Source organism: Endozoicomonas montiporae CL-33 (assembly GCF_001583435.1).
Classification (GTDB): domain Bacteria; phylum Pseudomonadota; class Gammaproteobacteria; order Pseudomonadales; family Endozoicomonadaceae; genus Endozoicomonas_A; species Endozoicomonas_A montiporae.
This window is the reverse complement of the sequence record NZ_CP013251.1, coordinates 1,731,506-1,750,239: the sequence shown is the minus strand read 5'-3', so window position 1 is coordinate 1,750,239 and position 18,734 is coordinate 1,731,506. Positions and strand designations below refer to the sequence as shown.

The window sequence follows — 18,734 nt, the reverse complement described above, 5'->3', positions numbered from 1 at the left end:
GGCCCTGTCAGAAAACAGGATTTCGTGTGGTTGAGTTTTTATATAAGCGTTAGTTTAAGAGCCTCAACCATCACATTTCCGGTAACTGCACCGGCTTGGGCATTTCTGAATCTTCGGGTAATTGAGCAGGTTGTACCGGCTCGTCTTTCTTACAAGACCACCCCCACTCTTCTTGCTGCTGCATAAATTTCTCGGCTTTTTCTTCACAAAAACCAATGGTGTAATTGGCATTCCATAGCGTTTCTTCACCCTTGACTCTGCCCTTTTTGGTATAACGGACTTCACAGGGAACAGGTGATTCCCTTTGCAGGTAAATCACATCAATCACCCGGGTGTCACGACCGTGAACACAGGTGTAAGAATAACTATCCCCGGCACTGGCCAGTGTTGAGAAACAACCCAGACCAATGGCAAAAGCGAAAGCAGCGTTTTTCATTCAATCAACCTTATAAAAATGCAGATGTAATGTACCATAGTACAGATTAAAGTTTTATTGAATTGGATGCCTAGGGAGCGTTCTCAACTAACCGACCAGCTTGCTTGTTGGTCGGTTTAAGATAACCAAATCGTGATGGCTGCTATTTGAAGTATCCCCATATAATTACGTGCCAATCGCTCATATCGAGTAGCTACTCGACGAAAATTCTTTAACTTTTGAAACAGCCGCTCAACGAGGTTCCGTTCTTTATAAATCACCTTGTCGTAAGCCCTCTGGTCAAGTCGATTGCCTCTCGGAGGGATAACTGGCTCAGCACCAGACGACCTGATCAAAAGAATAAATTCATTAGAATCATATCCTTTGTCAGCAAGAACAAAGTCAGGTGTCATACCCTCTATCAAAGCATTTGCCTGACCATACTCTGATGCTTGCCCTGCTGTGAGAATGAAGCGAACAGGGTTCCCCAAGGCGTCAGTAGCAGCATGTATTTTGGTGGTTAATCCGCCTCTTGATTTGCCAGTAGCTTCAGCAGTTTGAGCTGTTTTTTAGGTGCTCCATGCTGATGTACACGAATCACTGAGCCATCAACCATGAGATACTCCATATCGCACTCTTCACTGAGTATTCCGAAGATTTCACCCCATGTACCTTTCGAGCACCAGCGACTAAAGCGATTGTATACATTGTGCCAGTCACCAAACTCTGGCGGCAAATCCCGCCAGGGGGCTCCGGTACGTGCTATCCAGAGAATGGCCTCAACAAACAGTCGATTGCATTTAGCGGTTGTTCCAGAATCAGAAGCTTTGCCGGGCAGCATGTCTTTTATGCGATCCCATGTTTTTCGCTAAGTACTGTACGAGCCATGAGAAATCCAAAATATATACTGTAGCTCGATATTGATCATCAGATAATTTTTAATAAATTGATTGATCGATCAGATGAGAACGATCCCTAATCAGGCTGATCTCATTTGGCTAAATTGATTACAAATTCATATAACGTCTGTTCAGATTGCTTTCATACCTATTCCGCGTTCTAAATTTGTGCATGAGTCAGCCATTTCTGGTCACTGGGCAATCCCTATCAAAAAAGGTTACTTAAGTCATCCTGCAAATCAGGTTGCAGATTGCCAGATTCTGAAAGTGTGGCTGGTGTGAAATCGCCCTGGTGATTATGACGCAATCCCAGTGCCTTATCATTCGTTTTACGGGAGCATCTCATCCACTGAAATTCCAAACTCAGAGTAAATATAATCCCTGTTTTTTGTTAGCATTTCCTCAAGCAGGGCGTGATACAGATTGAAGCTTGATTTGAAGAAATAACCGGCGTCCTCGCATTGGTTCTTCAGGATTATGCGTAACGTTTTCTTCCAGTTAACGAAGCCATCACTCCATCGCTTATCATATGCAGACATAAATTCTGAGAACTTTGTATTAAAAGTAGAGAAGTGAAACATGTCAGCAAACTCCCCGGGGAAGAGGGTTCTATGTTTTCCCGGCTCTGCCCAGTAGTCGGTTAAAGGATAACGACGATAATCAAAACCAGAGAGGAGCTTCTCCTGATCAACATGACAAATATCAGCCATCTTTGTTGCTAAAGGCATATCGGTTTCGTTATATTCTGCCTCTCTGGCTTCCCCATCAAAAGCAACCATAGCCTGGTCCATTCTTTTCAAAATCCCCTCTTCCTGCTGATGCAGCCATGCCAGAAACCGCCTGTCATTATTAGATAAACGGCTGAGGGCTTTATGATGATAAAGATCATGACGGAGAAAAACCGAAGCACCACCATAATAATGGTGAGGGTAAAAGAAGTTAGTAGCGACATCCGGGTGGTAAATGGTTCCCGGATTGACATCCTCCACCCGCATAGCGATCAGGTCATTCCAGTCAAGCTGACCATAAAGGGGCGCGAAATCCAGAGCATACCAATGGGTTCTCCTAATGTGCTCAAGCTGAAAAGGAACACTTGTCAGCAAAATCTGCATTCCTCCCTGACCATTTGGAGACAGATGGCTCAACTCTGGTGAGGCATTATGCAAGCTGCGATACCAAAAGATAAACGCCTGACGAACTTTCCTTTGAATTTGAGTCCTGCTTTTTTCGGGATCGCCCAACTGATCATCCATCTGGCTCCGGAGTTTGACGGCCTCAAAATCCCAAAAAATACCATTATCAATCACGACTTCGGTCAACCAGCCAAATTGCTCTGCGCCAGGAGTGTCTCTTGATTTTAAAATGTTGGGCCGCTTCCCAACAGCAACATCTGTGTAAAAAATACGCTTTACACTGACCGCTGGTACCCTGACAGGGAGAAGACCCTTATCAACCAGCGTTTGAAACGCGGTTGTCTCGGGGGCAGCAAAATCTGCCTGAATCTGCAGCCAATCCTGGGTATCCAGAAATTCGTTTATATCAACCCATTTGTGTTCATAGGCGTAGCGAAGTGCTTCAAAACCCTCCGGACTTCGCAACAAAGGGGCATCCCAGTTGGCGCTATGAATATTGTCCGCGATGGTTTCAGCTTTTTCTTTCCATGCCTCTGAAGCTGGTAATTTAACGGGGTCCGTCGCCTTGAGGAAATGGGTCAGGCTGTATTTTGATTCCGCTGGAAAAGCCAGTCCAGCCCATGTGGACAGCGTAGCCACCAGAATTGAAAAGATAAAATAGTTTCTGATCCGGTACGTCATTTTTTATTTCTTCCCTAAATCAAACCATCAGATAGCACTGTGTTATCAGTGCTATACCATTGTGCAAATGTTCTGCTTACAAACACTCTGTAGTTTCATTTTTGAACAAAAGATCAGAAAATAGTTCCACTACAAGCCTCAATCAGGAGGCTGACCGAGAATAGCGCCCGTAGCGAGGATCGAAGAAAATTGAGGACAAAAATCCGGTTTTGAGAGGAGAATAGCGAGCTATTTGACGAACAAAAGCGGATTTTTGTCCTCAATTTACTACGACCACACGACGGCATGGATGCCGGAGCTAGAGCAACGCAGGAGCAGTTGCCGGTAGGGCAGACTATTCTCGGACAGCCTCCTGGTATTGATTAATGACTATCAGTCAGTCTGTTTTCGCCTGTCACTTTTACGACGTGTAACGTTTTTACGACGAAAGGGTTTACCTCTGGTATTTTGATCACTCTGTGGCAATTGACTGAAATCAGCGCCTCCATTGACCGCCTGTTGCAGCAAATAGCGGAGCTGCCCATCCAAATTCCCCATAAACCCGGCATAAGAGCCTTTCCGTTCAACAATATCGTTCAGTGCCGCCTCCCACTGCGCGGTCATATCCGGTTGCCCCACAGCATCAGGCAATGCCCTGATTAATGCCTTGCCGGTCACTGTTGCATGAATTTCCTTGCCCTGACGGGTGAGAAACTGACGAGTGAATAACAGCTCAATGATGCCTGCGCGTGTAGCCTCGGTTCCCAGACCATCAGTCTCTTTCAGAATTTTACGAATGTCAGGGTCTTTGACAAAACGTGCAATGCCCGTCATCGCCGACAATAAAGTAGCATCCGTAAAGGCTTTGGGTGGCTGGGTGATTTTGTCTTTGATGTCTGAATCAATGCATTGCACTGAATCGCCCTGATTAAGATCGGGCAAAAAGGCATTGGACGCCTCTTTTTCATCTCCAGACGGTTCTGAGCTTTGCGGCTTGCCCTTTCTGGCAAAAAGCACTTTCCAGCCTTCCTGAATGGATTGTCGGCTTTTAGCTACAAACAATCCGCCTTCAATCAGCACCTCCAGCCTGCGGGAAGTAAAATGATGGTCATCATAAAACTGCGCAACGTATTGACGGGCAATCAGACTGTAAAGCTGCCGCTGCCGGGCATCCAGTTTAAAAAGATCGGTCCTTCGGGCAGTTGGGATAATGGCGTGATGCGCGCCCACTTTTTTGTCATTCCATGCCTTGCTTTTCCGGTCAGGCAACGCCTCATCCACCGCCTTGGCCAGTGATTCATCGTTACTGCGAATGGCAGCCAGCACTTCCGGCGACTCCTGCCAGTGTTCAACCGGTAGATAACGACAGTCGGAACGAGGGTAGGTCACCAGCTTTTTTTCATACAGCTTCTGACACACATCCAGTGTTTCCTTGGCATTCATTTTCAACTGTTTAGCGGCATCGATCTGCAACGATGACAAGGAATACGGTAAGGGTGGAGACTCTTTGCCTTTTTTGTTCCGAGCCTTGCTGACTTCTCCGGGTTTGCCTTTTATACGTCCGGCCACATTCTCGGCCAGTCGTCGATCCAGTACACGACCTTCTTCATCCATCCAGGGCTGACAAGCTTCACTGGGTTGCCACTTGGCGAGAAAGCGTGTGCTGTCGTTTGCCTCCAGCCGGGCAAACACATCATAAAACGGCTTGGGTACAAAGTTATCCCGTTCTTCATCGCGCTGAACCACCAGCCCCAGCACCGGCGTTTGCACCCGTCCAACCGACAACAAACCATTATGTCCCGATTTTCTACCCAGCACGGTGTAAGCACGGGTCAGGTTAATCCCGTAAAGCCAGTCAGCCCGGGAACGTGCCAGAGCCGATACCGAAAGCGGCACAAAAGAACTGTTGTCCTGTAATCTCTGCAACGCCTTTCTGACCGCAGCCCCATTCAGATCGTTAATCAGCAGACGACGGACCTGCTTTTTGCGGGCAGCGGAAAGCTTCAGGTAATCCAACACTTCATCCACCAGCAACTGACCTTCACGGTCAGGGTCTCCGGCATGAACAATGGTATCAGCGGTTTTCAGCAACTTGCGAATCACTGCCAGCTGTTTGCTGACACCTTTGCGGGGCTTCAGCTGCCACTGGTCTGGCACTATAGGCAGGTGTTCCAGTTTCCACTGTTTAAAGGCAGGGTCATACTGATCCGGTTCGGCCTGTTCCAGCAAATGCCCGACGCACCAGGTCACGTAATCACCCTGCGCAGTTTCAATGTACCCCTCATGTTTTTTGTGGGGTTTAGGCAACACATCAGCAATCGCCCGCCCAAGACTGGGCTTTTCAGCAATAATAAGTCGCATACAGTCCGTATCTTTTGTTTGAGCGGCCATGATCTCATATTGATCTAGGCTCTGTTAACCAACCTTGTTAACAGATCAGCCTCGCTGCCGAATTAACCAGCATGAACTACCTTCGTAAACTCACCTGTCAGCGGCCACGCCTCAGTTCTGCCGATACTCAACGAGATCTGGTGACTGAAACGGAAAGCAACCGTGGCAGGATTATTCAGTCTGCAGCCATTCGTCGATTACAGCAGAAAACTCAGGTTTATCCACTGGAGTCCAATGCTGCCGTTCGCAGCCGTTTGACTCATTCGCTTGAAGTTCAACAGACCGGTCGTTTTCTGGCACTGACGATTCTCGATCGCTGGCGACAAAGCGGAGAATTAAAATCTCTGGGGCTTGAAGGTCAGGAGCTGGCTTTTACCAATCTGGTGGAAATGGCCTGCCTGTTGCACGATGTAGGCAACCCGCCCTTTGGGCATTTTGGCGAAGCGGCCATCAGCCGCTGGATGGAAGATCATGCCGAGCAAAGCCATGATCAATCGCTGCAAAGAACGTCAAACCCGGAATCTCTGTTTAAAACCACGCTATTACCGGATCTGTGTGTATTTGAAGGCAACGCCCAGGGGCTGCGTATTATTCACCATTTGCAGGATTTAAACCTGACCTATTCACAAATGGCTGCTCTGATTAAGTACACCCGGCCACCCTGTGAGCCTGCACCGGAACAGGGCGAAGCATTTACCTACCGGAAGAAGAAACCCGGATTTTACTATTCGGAAACCACACTGATTCAACAGATGCAGCAACATCTGCATATAGACGATGGATGTCGCTTTCCTCTGGTCTATATCATGGAAGCCGCCGACGACATTGCTTACTGCATTGCCGACCTTGAAGATGCCCTGGACAAAGGCATTCTGTCATTAAAAGAGCTGCAGTTCTGGCTTAACCAGATCTGGAATGAATTCACAAAAGACAACGCTTACCTACCCGACATCATGGAATCCGCTGCCCAGCGCTCAGGCACCAACGAGCATGAGTTTATTGTTCGCATGAGAACCCGACTGGTTCGCGATCTGGTGGATTATGCGGCTAACCGTTATATCAGCAGGCACAACGAGGTGTTTGATGGCAGCCTTGACGAACCATTGATTGAAGGTGGTTCAAATCAGCATATGGCTCTGGAAACACTGAAGACGGTAGCAGTACGGCATGTCTTTACCAGTATGGAAAAGGAAACGCCTGAACTGAGGGGCTACTCAGCATTGATTGGATTACTGGATACGTTCAAGCCTCTGCTAACGCTACCGCCGGATGAGTTTCAACGCATTGTTGTCCGGGATGACCATCAGCACTTTATCGAACAGCGTTTGTACCACCGCCTTTCCAGAAAACACAAAGTGGCCTATACCCGTGCAGTCGAGGGACTGACAAACCGTGACCTGAGTATCCATGATCAGCAGGATCTGGAATGGTATTACCGTTCACGGTTATTGATCGATTATGTCAGCGGTATGACCGACCATTTTGTCGTTGATGAATTTCAAAGCCTTTCTGCCATCTGAATCAGGTAATTCTATGAATAACGTTCCCCGGTGGATTTACGGCACTGCCTGGAAAGAGCAGGCCACCAGAGAGCTGGTGCTTAAAGCCTTGCAATGTGGTTTCAGAGCCATTGATACAGCCAACCAGCGAAAACATTATTATGAAGCCGCGGTTGGCGAAGCCCTGCACGAGGCGGCTATTGATCGAAACGAACTGTTTCTGCAAAGCAAATTCACATTCCGCCCCGGTCAGGACGATCGACTGCCCTATGATCCGGATGCCACTGTAAGGGAACAGGTAGAGCAGTCATTTGCCAGTACACTGAAGCATCTCGGAACCGACTACCTCGACGCCCTGCTGCTTCATGGCCCGATGTTCAGAGACAGACTTTGTCAGGAAGATGTTGAAGCCTGGTCAGCCATGGAAGCGATTTATCATTCCGGTAAAGTAAAGGCGATTGGCGTCAGTAATTTTTCTGCCCGCCAACTCGAAGACCTTAACCATCACTCCGCCATTAAACCGGGCTGGATTCAGAACCGCTGTTTTGCTGTCACTGGCTGGGATCAGGATGTCAGACAAGTCTGCCAGCGCCATGGCATTGGCTATCAGGGCTTCTCCCTTCTGACTGCAAATCCTGCCGTTGGTCAGCAGCCTGCTTTTCAGACCATCGTTGCCAGAACCGGACTGACACCGGCACAGATTATCTTCCAGTGCGCGCGGAAAATGCAGATAGTGCCTTTGACCGGTACTTCCAGCACGGAGCATATGCTTGAAGACCTTGGCTGCGATAGTGTGCCATTGACTGAAGAAGACATAGCCGTTATTGAAAGCATTCTTGTCTCTGACTGATACCTTCCGGTTTTTTCCTATCGTTAATACAGGAATGGTTTAGTTTAGGGAAAAACATGCCTGAACCAGGAGGAATACAGTCAAATGCCAATACGGGGGTTAACTTTCACCTCAACCCAACCGTTAAGAAGGCATTTAATAAAATTGGCAAGGCCTTCAATCGGGCGGTTTTCTCCCGCCCGGTACAAAAAAATCTGATCCGGCAACACCAGCATCCACAGGGTCTCCCTGCAAAACAGCTTCATCTTCTAAACCCCGCACAATTCCAGCGTCGCTATGCGCCCGACAGCTACCTATTATCCGTTCAGGGACAAACGAAAGGTTTATAATCATGTTTGAGCACGATCCTGCACGCAACTGTTATCAATCAGCCGTAGCTTTACTGACCAGCGAAGGGCTACCCTGCCCTCCTGTACACCATAAATTTACCAGTAAACTGCAACAGACCCGATATTCAGCGCTGTTCACAACAGAACCATCGTTGCCTGACCCTTATCATTTTCAATTTTATCTGAATCAGTTGCTGACCGGTCAGTGCCCGTCCATGGTCGTCTTTGGCGTATCCGGTCATGGGTTCTCTTCCAGAGCGATGCATTACTACATGATTGATGAGCACATTGCCGTGCTGTTTCAGGACGGGCTACCAGAAGCCCCGGAAGGCTGGCAGGAAAAGCAGATTATCGACTATGACCTCACCAGCCAGCTCTACATTGCCTGCCAGGATGCCGTGGCTGCGAAGCATCTGGCAGCGGATGAAAAACTGGTTATCTGTCGCTCATTCTTCCAACCCGGGCACTGGGGCGTCATTAAACAGTCCGGTGAAAAGGTGAAATGGGAAATGGCTGCCAACCCGCTGGAAGCGGCCACTGAGTGGCTAACCGGACAAAAGGTCTGATCCATTTGCAGATAAGCCTATGACTATAATATAACGCCTGAATTCTATGCTTTATGAAGCTGGTCGTTATCTTCCATTCAACCAGTGCTTCGATTACACTGCTGATCAAACAAATACCAAATCACTTGCCTGTCCGGCTATTTGCCGGAGTAAAAAGGGACTTCCCTTCTGATGCTACTTCTTGAACTTCTGCAAGCTTCACCCACTTATCTATTTTTCGCCTTAGCCCTGCTGGGACTGATTGTGGGCAGTTTCCTCAATGTAGTCATCCTGCGCCTGCCTATCATGATGGAACGGCAGTGGAAACTGGAATGCCTGGAAGCCCTGCACCCGGATAAGGTACCGGAAAACCCGATCACCTATAACCTGATCACACCCGGTTCCAATTGCATGGAGTGTGGCCACAACATTCGTCCATGGGAAAATATTCCGGTTCTGAGTTACCTGCTGCTTAAAGGTAAATGCTCACACTGCAAAACGACTATTTCCATTCGTTATCCACTGATTGAACTCTTCAGTGCTGTGCTTGCCGTCATGGCCGGTATAACTTTTGGTGCGTCCGTCACCACGGTGCTGGTCTGCCTGCTGGCATGGACCCTGCTGGCACTGACCATGATCGATCTGGACACCCAGCTGCTCCCTGACAGCATGACCCTGCCACTACTCTGGCTGGGTTTGCTGGCCAATACTCAACATGTGTTTGCACCGCTGGCCGATGCTGTATTCGGCGCAGTAGCGGGTTATCTGTCGTTATGGCTGGTGTACTGGAGCTTTAAGCTGGCCACTGGCAAGGAAGGTATGGGATATGGCGACTTTAAACTGCTGGCGGCACTGGGTGCCTGGCTGGGCTGGCAGATGCTCCCCCTGATTATACTGTTGTCTTCTCTGGTCGGAACACTGGTTGGCTTGGGGCTGATGATTTTCAAACAGCACCAGCGAGAACAACCGATTCCATTTGGGCCTTATCTGGCTGCGGCAGGCTTTGTTGCGTTGCTTTGGGGTAATACACTGACCGAATCTTACCTTCAGATAATGGGAATATAATGAGTCTGGTGATCGGTGTTACCGGTGGAATCGGTAGTGGAAAAACGTCAGTAACTGACTATTTTGCGTCTCTGGGTATCGTTGTTGTTGACGCCGATCAGGCTGCCAGAGTTGTGGTCGAGCCCGGGCAACCGGCTCTGGAAGCAATCGCACAACGTTATGATGGAATTCTCCACCCGGAAGACGGTAGCCTGAATCGTCGCAAGCTGCGGGAGATTATCTTTGCCAATGATGATGAAAAGGTCTGGCTTGAGCAATTACTACATCCTTTGATTCGTGAACAGATCATTTCCGAACTCAAGGCTTCCGAGTCTCCTTACACCATACTGGTTTCGCCCCTGATGATAGAAACCGATCAGCACCTTCTGACAAACCGCATTCTGGTCGTGGATGCGCCTGAAGACATACAGATTGCCCGTACCATAAACCGGGACAGCATGACTGAGGCACAGACCCGAAGTATTATCGCCAAACAGGCAACAAGAGAGGAACGTAAGAGCAGGGCTGATGACCTGGTTGATAACAGTCAGTCACTGGAACAGCTCTACCAGCAGCTTGATAAGTTGCATCAACTGTATCTGCATCTGGCCGAACCAGCCTGAAGGAAAAACAAAACCTTCCGCCAGCCTATGGAAACACTTCGAAAATCAGATTGGCTGGTTATTTATTAAAATAAACATCTTGTCTATATTTCTTCCTTCAAAAACCAATCGGTCAACCAAACATGTTTAAAATAATGATTTTATTATTTCTATCAACCCTCTCTTTCCAGACATTTTCGTGGCAGCTCGTTAATATTAAGCTCAATGGCCAGCTTGTAATAGGATGGATACCTGACTGCGAAAAAGACATGATCTTAGCTGCTCAGCATAAGGCAACATCGGTTTCACTGATGGACGGTACCGAGTTTGTCTGTAATGCCTATGTATTTCCTTATGTATTTCCTTATGTATTTCCTTATGGGTTTTATGCGCAACCTTATCCTGGGTTGTCTGGTACCAGAGTATTCCCCGGTGGATCAGGTGGGCAAGCTTTTCAGCCCTTCATGGTTTTTCAGCAGCAAGCTATGCAGCACATGATGCCTCAATTGCCTGTAACTGGATCTGGAGCTACGGGTTTCACTCCTGTGCCTGTAGCTTCCCCTGCAATGTTTGCTGGTATACATCACGCTGCCGCTTCCCTGAATACTCAGCCATATCCTAATTTTTCCCATTCAGTTCAATTAAAATTTAACCCTGAAGGAAAAACTGAGAAAGGCATGTATTGTGGAGAGTTTGCAAAAAACCCGAAATTATGTACGAGAAAGGTATGCAAACGAACTCATATTCCAAGAGATAAATTCAATGTTTGTGTTATCTGCCTGGATCATGTTAAAGGCTGCTGCTATAGGGGGGAAAAGTGCAAGCAAGTGCACTTACCCCAACATCAGTTAGAACAGCTGCGACAAGCTAGAGCAAACGGACAGTTCATACCCGTTATAATATGCGACAAACAACATACGACAGAGGAAGAAGAAAACCACTGTCCTTACTTGCATAATGTCGAAAAATGATTCCAGAGACTGCGATTACATGCAGCCTCTGACAGATCAGGCTATACGCCGGGACGCCATCCGTTTGTGATCGGATAACGGCGATCCCGCCCAAACCCTCTCGGAGTAATACGAACGCCCACCACTGCCTGACGACGTTTAAATTCGTTAATATCAATCAGGCGGAGTACACGATAGACCGTATCGCGGTCAAAACCTTCGTCAATGATGGTTTCTGCGCTACAGTCTTCTTCGACATACATTTCAATAATACGATCCAGCTCACTGTAAGGTGGCAGGCTGTCTTCATCCACCTGATCCGGAGCCAGTTCGGCAGAAGGCGGACGATCAATGACTCGCTGGGGAATGACATAACCCAATGAATTACGGTACTCCGATAACTCAAACACCAGCGTTTTTGGAACGTCTTTCAATGCATTATAACCGCCACACATATCGCCATAGAGGGTCGCATAGCCTACAGCCATTTCACTTTTATTGCCTGTTGTCAGCACCATGTAGCCTTTTTTATTGGAAATCGCCATGAGCAGCACGCCACGGCAACGGGACTGAAGATTTTCTTCCGTAGTGTCCCGACCGCTGTCGGCAAATTCTCCGCTCAGAGTCTGCATAAAGGCATCGAACATCGGCTCGATAGGCATAATTTTATAATCAACGCCCAGAATATCAGCTTCTTCCTTAGCATCCTGCAAACTCATTTCCGAGGTATAACGGTAAGGCATCATAACCGCCTGCACACGGGCAGCACCCAAGGCATCCACCGCAATGGCCAGAGTCAGAGCCGAGTCAATGCCTCCGGAAAGCCCCAGAACAACGCCTTTAAATCCATTCTTATTGACATAATCCCGAACTCCGGTCACCAGAGCCTGGTAAACACGACTGTGCAGATCGAGTAAAGGTGTTACCTGTTCCTCTGCAAACTGCCCGGTTTCAGTGTCAAAACGAACCGGCGTCAATGTTTCGGTAAAATAGTCACCACAGGCCATCACCCGACCATTGCCGTTCATGGCAAAAGAGCCACCATCAAAGACCAGCTCATCCTGCCCGCCGAACAGATTAACGTACAGCACAGGCAGACCGGTTTCCTGACAGCGCTGACGAACGGTTTCACGACGAACACTCTGTTTGTCTTTATGGAAAGGTGAAGCATTGAGACTCAGAATCAGGTCTGCGCCCGCTTCCCGGGCCTGCATCGCTGGCTCATGAAACCAGAGATCTTCACAAATCGTTAAAGCCAGCTTCACACCCTTGCAGTCAAAAGTCGTCATCTGGTGCCCGGGAACAAAATAACGCTTTTCATCAAACACCTGATAGTTCGGCAGGTGCTGTTTGGCATAGCGGGCTTTGACCTGACCATCTCTCAGGACAACGGCCTGATTTTCCAGACCCTGTGCGCCCATTCCTGGCGCACCGATCACAATATCAATGCCTTTTACAGCATTCAGTCGATTTAAAGCCTGTTCAGTACGGAGAATCAGGCTGGGACGAAGAAGCAGGTCTTCAGGGGGATAACCGCACAGGGTCAGTTCGGGAAACACCACCAGGTCGGCCTGATGTAAGTCCCGTGCCTGTTCAGCGGCGTTGATCACCAATGAGGTATTGCCGTCGATGTCACCAACCTTCAGGTTGATCTGTGCCATCACGATATTGAGCGTAGCTGCGGACATTGAAATGCCTAACGTCTGTATCTTTAATCCAAGGCGGGTATTTTCGACGAAGATGAAGGTTCTGTAAAACTGAAGTTACTGACAAGGGCATAAAACGGCGCAGCGGCAAAGCAAAGTTGCCATGATTCTGAGAAATTGACGCTATTCTTCGAAATTGTAATTCATGTTGTCGGCAGGTCCCTGCAGGAATTCTCCCTGAATGAAATCGACACCACTGTGCCACAAAGGAGCCATTTCAACCGCACTGCCCACTCTGGGGACAATAACCTGCTTGCCGCTGTCCGAGAGTTTTCTGACCATCTCCTTCAGCTCTTCCCCTTTACTCTCCGCCGTCAGATCCTTGGTGAAGGAAGCATCCACCTTTACAAAATCCAGATTGAGGGCTTTGACAGTCTCCAGCGGTTTAAGGCTGCAACCAAACTCACAGACTGATGTGCCACATCCCATATCCTTAACCGCCTTGAAAAAGTCCGGAACTTCCTTACTGAAACGAACCACATTCTGCTCACTCAACTCCACGACCAGAGCTTCGGGTTTGATACCGGCTGCCTTCAGTGCCACCCCCATCCATGGCAAAAACCCCTTATCACTGATGACATTGCCACCAAGGTGAACAAACATACGGGTTTTAAGCTTATCGGCTTTAGAAGTCATCAGATCTTTAGCCGCCTGAATCACCTGCCAGCGATCCACTTTCCCCCAGAGGCTGTTTTTATCAAGCTTGGAACGAAAGTTAGCGGCATCATGCTCACGACCACGAGGATCCATCATGCGCAACATGACTTCATAATGTCCAAACTCTGAGCCTTTAAGACTGACGACCGGCTGGTAAAATAGCTTCATGTTGTCACTCTGCATCGCCTGACTGACCATCCCGGCCAGTTGCTTTTCAACAGAACTGACAACATTAACTTTACGCTTCTGATAAAAACACAGTCTGCCGCCGCCCTGACGATGCGCTTCTGCACAGGCGTTTCGAGCCCTGACCAGAAGGGTTTTGGCATCACTGTTGGCATCTGTGAGAAAAATCGAACCAAGACTGAGCTTAACAGGCAACTCATTTTTGCCGACGGTGACCGGAGTGCCTGACACTTCTTCCAGAACCTGATCAGCTATGCTCTGAACCGTCGCTTCATCAGCCGCTTTGACCAGTGCCATAAACTGACCACCACCCCAACTGCACGCTTTATGTTCAATCAGGCTAAGACCCAACCTTTTAGCTACTTCCATCAGCAACGGCTGGCTGACCCTTTTACCACCTTTGGCATGAATGGATTTTAAGGTATCCAATGAGGCACAGATGATGGCAAATTTTTCTTTGCCGGAGATGACCCTCTGGATGGCAACATCCAGATGTTCCTGAAATTGCTTCTTGTCAAACAACCGGGTTTCACTGTCCGGTTTCGATACTCTGGCTTCTTCAGTATGAGCTATGGATGACTGCTGTTCTGTCTGCTGGCGCACCAGCAAACTCAGGGTAAAACGCCCGTCGAAAGAGGTGGGCGTCACCATCGCCCTGACCGGCAGCTCATCCCCTTCAGACATCAATGTGCATTGAACCGCTGCCAGAGCCTGTCCACTGTCTTCAATGCTGGCAAGAAATTCGTCAACATCCGACTGGTCTGAAGCAATCACAAGTTCCTTAAACGCTTTACCAACCAGAGAATCCTCGTCATCCAGCCGTATCAACTCGCTAAAAGCCGGGTTAGCGTAACGAATGACGCCCTCTCCGACATAAACGATGGCATCAACCTGATCATCAAGAAGGTTTCTGCGTTGTTTTTCGGATTCATTCAGAGCCACACTCATGCGACGATAATTCCGACGGGTATTGAGATCGGCAATTTCACGCTCAGCAGTCAGCAACAGCAGTTCATCATCATTCTGAGGAATAACGCAGCGTACTCCCAGCTTCATTAATGACAGCCGCTCTTCGTCATCCTGCTGATCACTGAGTACGACGGCCGGAACATCTCGTCCCTGCTGCTCAATTCTCTCGATAACGCCACTGATAGTCAGCGCCTCTGGTACATCCAGTTCAGAAATTAATAACAGATCCCACTTCTGTCGGCCTGACAGCGCTTCATCCAGACTTTCCATGGAAACAACATGGTGGGCGCGGGTTGAATGTCCTGCATCACGAAATACATTAAGAATGGCTTCAGCCTCTTCGGCAAGTCCATCAACAATCAAAAGCCGGATGATATCTTGATTATTTTCTGCCATTACGGAGCCCCGGTTCAACCACTGAAGTCTCGAATTTCAATCAGGTTTATTTATTTAATCTAAACTGCCACTTTTATAAAACAGTTGAATGTCAAAAAACAAACAAAACTTTCTCATACAAAAAACCATTTAAAAATAACAACAAAACATTGATTCATTCAAACATCTTGCCTGTTTTTTCTAGACTCATACTATTCTAGACTTATACTAGGAGCCTGACCGAGAATAGTCTGCCCTACTGCGGTCATAGAAAATTACAACTCTAACTATTTATAAATATCGACTCCAACCATGAAGCACTTTCATAATGGCTTTACACTAATAGAACTGATGATAACTATCCTTATTGGTAGCATTATATTAGCTGCTGCTTTTTCTCAGGTTGGTTTAATCGTTCGCAACATTAATTTAAACTCGATTCAACAAAGCCTCATGTCCGGTCTATTTTTTGCCAGAGCAGAAGCCATTCAAAATGGAGCACAAGTCGTGATTTGTGCTTCAAATTCAATTAAAAGCAACTCTGTCAGCTGTACAACAACAAACAATGATTGGTCAACCGGATGGATCGTATTTATTGACAAAAATAATAACGGTACACTTGACCCTGCCTTTGACAGAAGTTCCGGAGCAGCAACGCGCAGCTCAACAGATGATGAAATGTTATTAATGAGACATCTGGAGTCCAGTGTTACAATTTCCTGGGAAAAAAATAACACCATTCTATTTCTTAGGGATGGGACAGTACCTTCTGCCAATACTGGTCAATTCAAACTCTGTGACATAAATAACAACAGCATAGCAAAAGGGATTAATATCAGCCTTTCCGGAAGGGTTCGGGCTACAGATTCGGTAAGCTGCCCATGATAAAATATCAAGCACATTTGCCCAGAAAGAAAGCTAACAGGGGCTTAACTCTCATTGAGGTTATGATCGCCACTTTAATTGTTGGTTCCGGTTTGCTCGGCGCAGCGGCCTTACAGAATCAAAGTATCCAATATCATAACCAAGCCAGACTAAACACTCTGGCTAATCAATTCGCTTACGATATGATGAACCGAATTATTGCCAATAGAACATACTCAACAACTGGAACCGGCTATTCCATTACAACAGGCAATATTCCAGCCGTTTACCCGACTACTTGTGAAACGTCTTCCTGTACTCCAGCTCAACTGGCTCAGTATGATATTAACCAATGGAAATTCTTAATCAACACACACTTGCCCAGTGGTGATGGAACCATTGCTTTTACCGATACTTCCGGGATTAGAGAATACACCATCACCATTTCCTTTGATGACAGTAAAGGACAAAGTCTCCCACAAGAGGTTATTCTGAGGGGACTAATGTAATGACTGGTAGAGTAACGCCCCCCCTTGCAAAGACAGTAGCCCCTTCCAAAAATGGGCAGAGCGGCCTTACGCTCATTGAACTATTGATATCCATGTTGATCAGCCTGATCATTATTACAGCCATTACTCATATATTCTTGGCAAATAATCGCAGTAATACTCTAAATCGGCAGCTTGGGCTGATGCAGGAAGCTGCAAGATTTGCTATCAATAAAATGGTCAGTGACCTTTATATGGCAGGCTATACAGGCTGTATTAAACAAACACAAATCGGAAATGCGTTGCGCAGTAGCCTGACTACCCATGAATGGTTAACCAATAATCACAAAGTTCAAGGCCTTTCACTATCTGATACGCAATCCAAAATTGACACATCCTCAATAACGGAAGGCCTGACCATTTTCAAGCTTAATCCCGATGTTGCATTTGAAGTCACTCGTGATAACACTGGCTCAAATACATTGACACTTAATAGTGACGCCAGCAACTTACTTGCCGCTGATCGACCTGTTGGGCTTATCCGGCAGGATTGCTATCAGGTGTCTCTCATCACATTGTCTTCCGTGAGTACAACCAATATCCAGTATTCCGCAGGCAGTGGAACAAATTTCCAGAACTGCACGGTTCAACTTAAAGGTAATTTTCGCTGCTATGATAGCTCCAGTTCTACAGGAATTACCTCATTTAACCCGGGGTATGTTATTCCTCTTGACTCTGTCGCTTATTATATTCGCATGGAAAATGACCTGCCTACGCTTTTCCGAAAAGATGTCGAGAACATAAACGGCATCCCTCTTGTAGATGGTATTGAAAACATGCGTATTTATTATGGTCTTGATACCAATGATGATGGCGCGGCTAACCAATACATCGGTGCAGGAGACAGAACATACAGACATGTTGACTGGCACACAGTGACTTCAGTGAAAATTCACCTTCTTGTACGCAGTGAAACACCCGTTGTTCCAATAGATGTAGCCCCTATTGATTATTTTTTTGACGGAGCAACCATAACGCCACCTCCAGATGCCTCTGGAGATGCAGATCGTTACCTGAGAAGGGAATACACGATGACCGTTGCACTAAGGAACTAGCTATGCATAACAAGCCAAGCAGACAATGCGGCTCTGCCCTGCTTTACTCCATCACGTTTGTGGGTCTGATGGCATTTGCTGGTTTAATTACCATACAATCCTCAAGTTTGTTACAAAAGGTTTCTGCCAGTTACCGCAATAATCAAATTGCACAAGTCGCAGCGGAAGCCGCTTTACTTGAAGCTGAGCGTTGTCTCGTCAACCAAAGTGCTTGCTATGACATCAGCCAATTTGACAGTTCCTGTTCCAACGGGCTGTGTTTCAATGGTACGAGAGCCAACAGCATTATTGGTTGCCGCAGTGGTAATACCAAAGTCTGGCAGGACAGCAACCTTTGGAAAAGTGCAACCCGAACGATTAACGCATCAAGTACACCAAGCGGAACCAGCTCCCGCTATATCATTGAGTTCATCTGTTACACACCACGGATACTCGCCGGTTTGGAGCCTGACCTGACCAATCCTGCTGACTGGTCAAAATATTATCGAATAACTGCTCTATCCCGTGTCGATAACACAAGTACCCATGTGATGCTGCAAAGTACTTTTAAGCGGTAAGAATAAAGCTGCAGAATGATAGATAAGCAACAGGAACTGCCAATGATAAAAAATTTACAGGGTTTTACCCTTATCGAGCTTATGATTGTGGTGGCTATCATTGGCATTCTTCTTGCCGTAGCGACACCTTCCTACCAACAATATGTTATTGAGGGTCGTCGTAGCGACGCTCATACTGCCCTGGCCTCTGCGGCAGCAGCCCAAGAGCGTATTTATGCATACAGTTACGCTTACTCCATGGATACCAATGACCTTGGTGGCACTGCATCGATCAATGGATTTTATACGATTTCAGTCTCAACCCCTGAGGGAAGCCCCCCACCTGCAGCCCCACAACAATTCACCCTGAGGGCAGTCCCTGCATCAGGTAGTGCCCAGACAATGGATACTAACTGTCAGGCACTCACTTTGAACCATCTCGGAGAAAGAGCAAGCTTTGACGCCAGTGGCAATGCCACGACTGATTGCTGGTAATGTTCTGTTTTTTCTATTCCGTCATT

Annotated in this window: 18 protein-coding genes; 12 read left to right on the top strand and 6 right to left on the bottom strand. The window is 47.3% G+C overall.

Annotated elements, in window-relative coordinates:
* Nucleotides 1-70: 70 nt before the first annotated feature.
* The 4 genes from EZMO1_RS07855 to EZMO1_RS07835 form a co-directional block, all read right to left on the bottom strand.
* Complete coding sequence (locus EZMO1_RS07855) at nucleotides 71-436, bottom strand: hypothetical protein (protein WP_051789676.1); 366 nt, start codon at nucleotides 434-436, stop codon at nucleotides 71-73.
* 116 nt (nucleotides 437-552) lie between these two features.
* Nucleotides 553-1,256, bottom strand: a protein-coding gene (locus EZMO1_RS25400; protein WP_145912528.1) for an IS5 family transposase whose coding sequence is annotated in 2 segments (ribosomal slippage) — nucleotides 553-978 and nucleotides 981-1,256 — 702 coding nt in all. Because the reading frame shifts where the segments join, the coding sequence is not laid out codon by codon here.
* 387 nt (nucleotides 1,257-1,643) lie between these two features.
* Nucleotides 1,644-3,128: a hypothetical protein gene (locus EZMO1_RS07840; protein WP_034874279.1), complete on the bottom strand. Its 1,485-nt coding sequence runs from the start codon at nucleotides 3,126-3,128 to the stop codon at nucleotides 1,644-1,646.
* 372 nt (nucleotides 3,129-3,500) lie between these two features.
* Nucleotides 3,501-5,498 carry a DNA topoisomerase III gene (locus EZMO1_RS07835; protein WP_236631987.1) on the bottom strand — a complete coding sequence of 666 codons (1,998 nt, stop codon included), beginning with the start codon at nucleotides 5,496-5,498 and terminating at the stop codon, nucleotides 3,501-3,503.
* Between the two features lie 71 nt (nucleotides 5,499-5,569).
* Between EZMO1_RS07835 and dgt the strand changes: the two genes are divergently transcribed.
* The 7 genes from dgt (at nucleotide 5,570) to EZMO1_RS07805 (ending at nucleotide 11,338) form a co-directional block, all read left to right on the top strand.
* Entirely contained in the window at nucleotides 5,570-7,018 is a 1,449-nt protein-coding gene (gene dgt, locus EZMO1_RS07830; RefSeq protein WP_034874281.1) for a dGTPase, read from the top strand.
* A gap of 13 nt (nucleotides 7,019-7,031) precedes the next feature.
* Nucleotides 7,032-7,847 carry an aldo/keto reductase family protein gene (locus EZMO1_RS07825; RefSeq protein WP_034874283.1) on the top strand — a complete coding sequence of 272 codons (816 nt, stop codon included), beginning with the start codon at nucleotides 7,032-7,034 and terminating at the stop codon, nucleotides 7,845-7,847.
* A gap of 56 nt (nucleotides 7,848-7,903) precedes the next feature.
* Complete coding sequence (locus EZMO1_RS26150; protein WP_145912527.1) at nucleotides 7,904-8,176, top strand: hypothetical protein; 273 nt, start codon at nucleotides 7,904-7,906, stop codon at nucleotides 8,174-8,176.
* Between the two features lie 2 nt (nucleotides 8,177-8,178).
* Nucleotides 8,179-8,742 (top strand): hypothetical protein, encoded by a 564-nt coding sequence (locus EZMO1_RS07820; RefSeq protein ID WP_034874285.1) that lies wholly within the window; start codon nucleotides 8,179-8,181, stop codon nucleotides 8,740-8,742.
* 171 nt (nucleotides 8,743-8,913) lie between these two features.
* A complete protein-coding gene (locus EZMO1_RS07815; RefSeq protein WP_034874287.1) occupies nucleotides 8,914-9,786 on the top strand; it encodes a prepilin peptidase in 873 nt (290 codons plus the stop codon).
* Nucleotides 9,786-10,388, top strand: coding sequence for a dephospho-CoA kinase (coaE, locus tag EZMO1_RS07810; protein ID WP_034874289.1), 603 nt, complete (start codon nucleotides 9,786-9,788; stop codon nucleotides 10,386-10,388). The genes EZMO1_RS07815 and coaE overlap by 1 nt, the downstream gene beginning before the upstream one ends.
* 122 nt (nucleotides 10,389-10,510) lie before the next feature.
* Nucleotides 10,511-11,338 carry a hypothetical protein gene (locus EZMO1_RS07805; protein WP_034874291.1) on the top strand — a complete coding sequence of 276 codons (828 nt, stop codon included), beginning with the start codon at nucleotides 10,511-10,513 and terminating at the stop codon, nucleotides 11,336-11,338.
* A gap of 41 nt (nucleotides 11,339-11,379) precedes the next feature.
* Here the strand turns inward: EZMO1_RS07805 and EZMO1_RS07800 are convergent, their stop codons facing one another.
* Together EZMO1_RS07800 and EZMO1_RS07795 are read right to left on the bottom strand one after the other, a co-directional pair.
* Nucleotides 11,380-13,005 (bottom strand): NAD+ synthase, encoded by a 1,626-nt coding sequence (locus EZMO1_RS07800; RefSeq protein ID WP_034874292.1) that lies wholly within the window; start codon nucleotides 13,003-13,005, stop codon nucleotides 11,380-11,382.
* Between the two features lie 141 nt (nucleotides 13,006-13,146).
* Complete coding sequence (locus EZMO1_RS07795) at nucleotides 13,147-15,231, bottom strand: GGDEF/EAL domain-containing response regulator (protein WP_034874293.1); 2,085 nt, start codon at nucleotides 15,229-15,231, stop codon at nucleotides 13,147-13,149.
* Between the two features lie 291 nt (nucleotides 15,232-15,522).
* On the opposite strand from EZMO1_RS07795, the gene EZMO1_RS07790 reads away from it, so the two are divergent.
* From EZMO1_RS07790 to EZMO1_RS07770, 5 genes are read left to right on the top strand one after another with little or no spacing between them, the layout of a single operon-like run.
* The gene (locus tag EZMO1_RS07790) at nucleotides 15,523-16,095 is read left to right on the top strand and encodes a GspH/FimT family pseudopilin (RefSeq protein WP_061509361.1); all 573 of its coding nucleotides are present in this window, start codon (nucleotides 15,523-15,525) and stop codon (nucleotides 16,093-16,095) included.
* Nucleotides 16,092-16,583 carry a type IV pilus modification protein PilV gene (pilV, locus tag EZMO1_RS07785; RefSeq protein WP_051789680.1) on the top strand — a complete coding sequence of 164 codons (492 nt, stop codon included), beginning with the start codon at nucleotides 16,092-16,094 and terminating at the stop codon, nucleotides 16,581-16,583. The genes EZMO1_RS07790 and pilV overlap by 4 nt, the downstream gene beginning before the upstream one ends.
* Entirely contained in the window at nucleotides 16,583-17,677 is a 1,095-nt protein-coding gene (locus EZMO1_RS07780; RefSeq protein WP_082211835.1) for a PilW family protein, read from the top strand. The genes pilV and EZMO1_RS07780 overlap by 1 nt, the downstream gene beginning before the upstream one ends.
* A gap of 2 nt (nucleotides 17,678-17,679) precedes the next feature.
* On the top strand, nucleotides 17,680-18,234 hold the full coding sequence (locus EZMO1_RS07775) for a pilus assembly PilX family protein (RefSeq protein WP_034874299.1): 555 nt from the start codon (nucleotides 17,680-17,682) through the stop codon (nucleotides 18,232-18,234).
* Between the two features lie 15 nt (nucleotides 18,235-18,249).
* Nucleotides 18,250-18,708, top strand: coding sequence for a type IV pilin protein (locus EZMO1_RS07770; protein ID WP_082212004.1), 459 nt, complete (start codon nucleotides 18,250-18,252; stop codon nucleotides 18,706-18,708).
* Nucleotides 18,709-18,734: the final 26 nt, after the last annotated feature.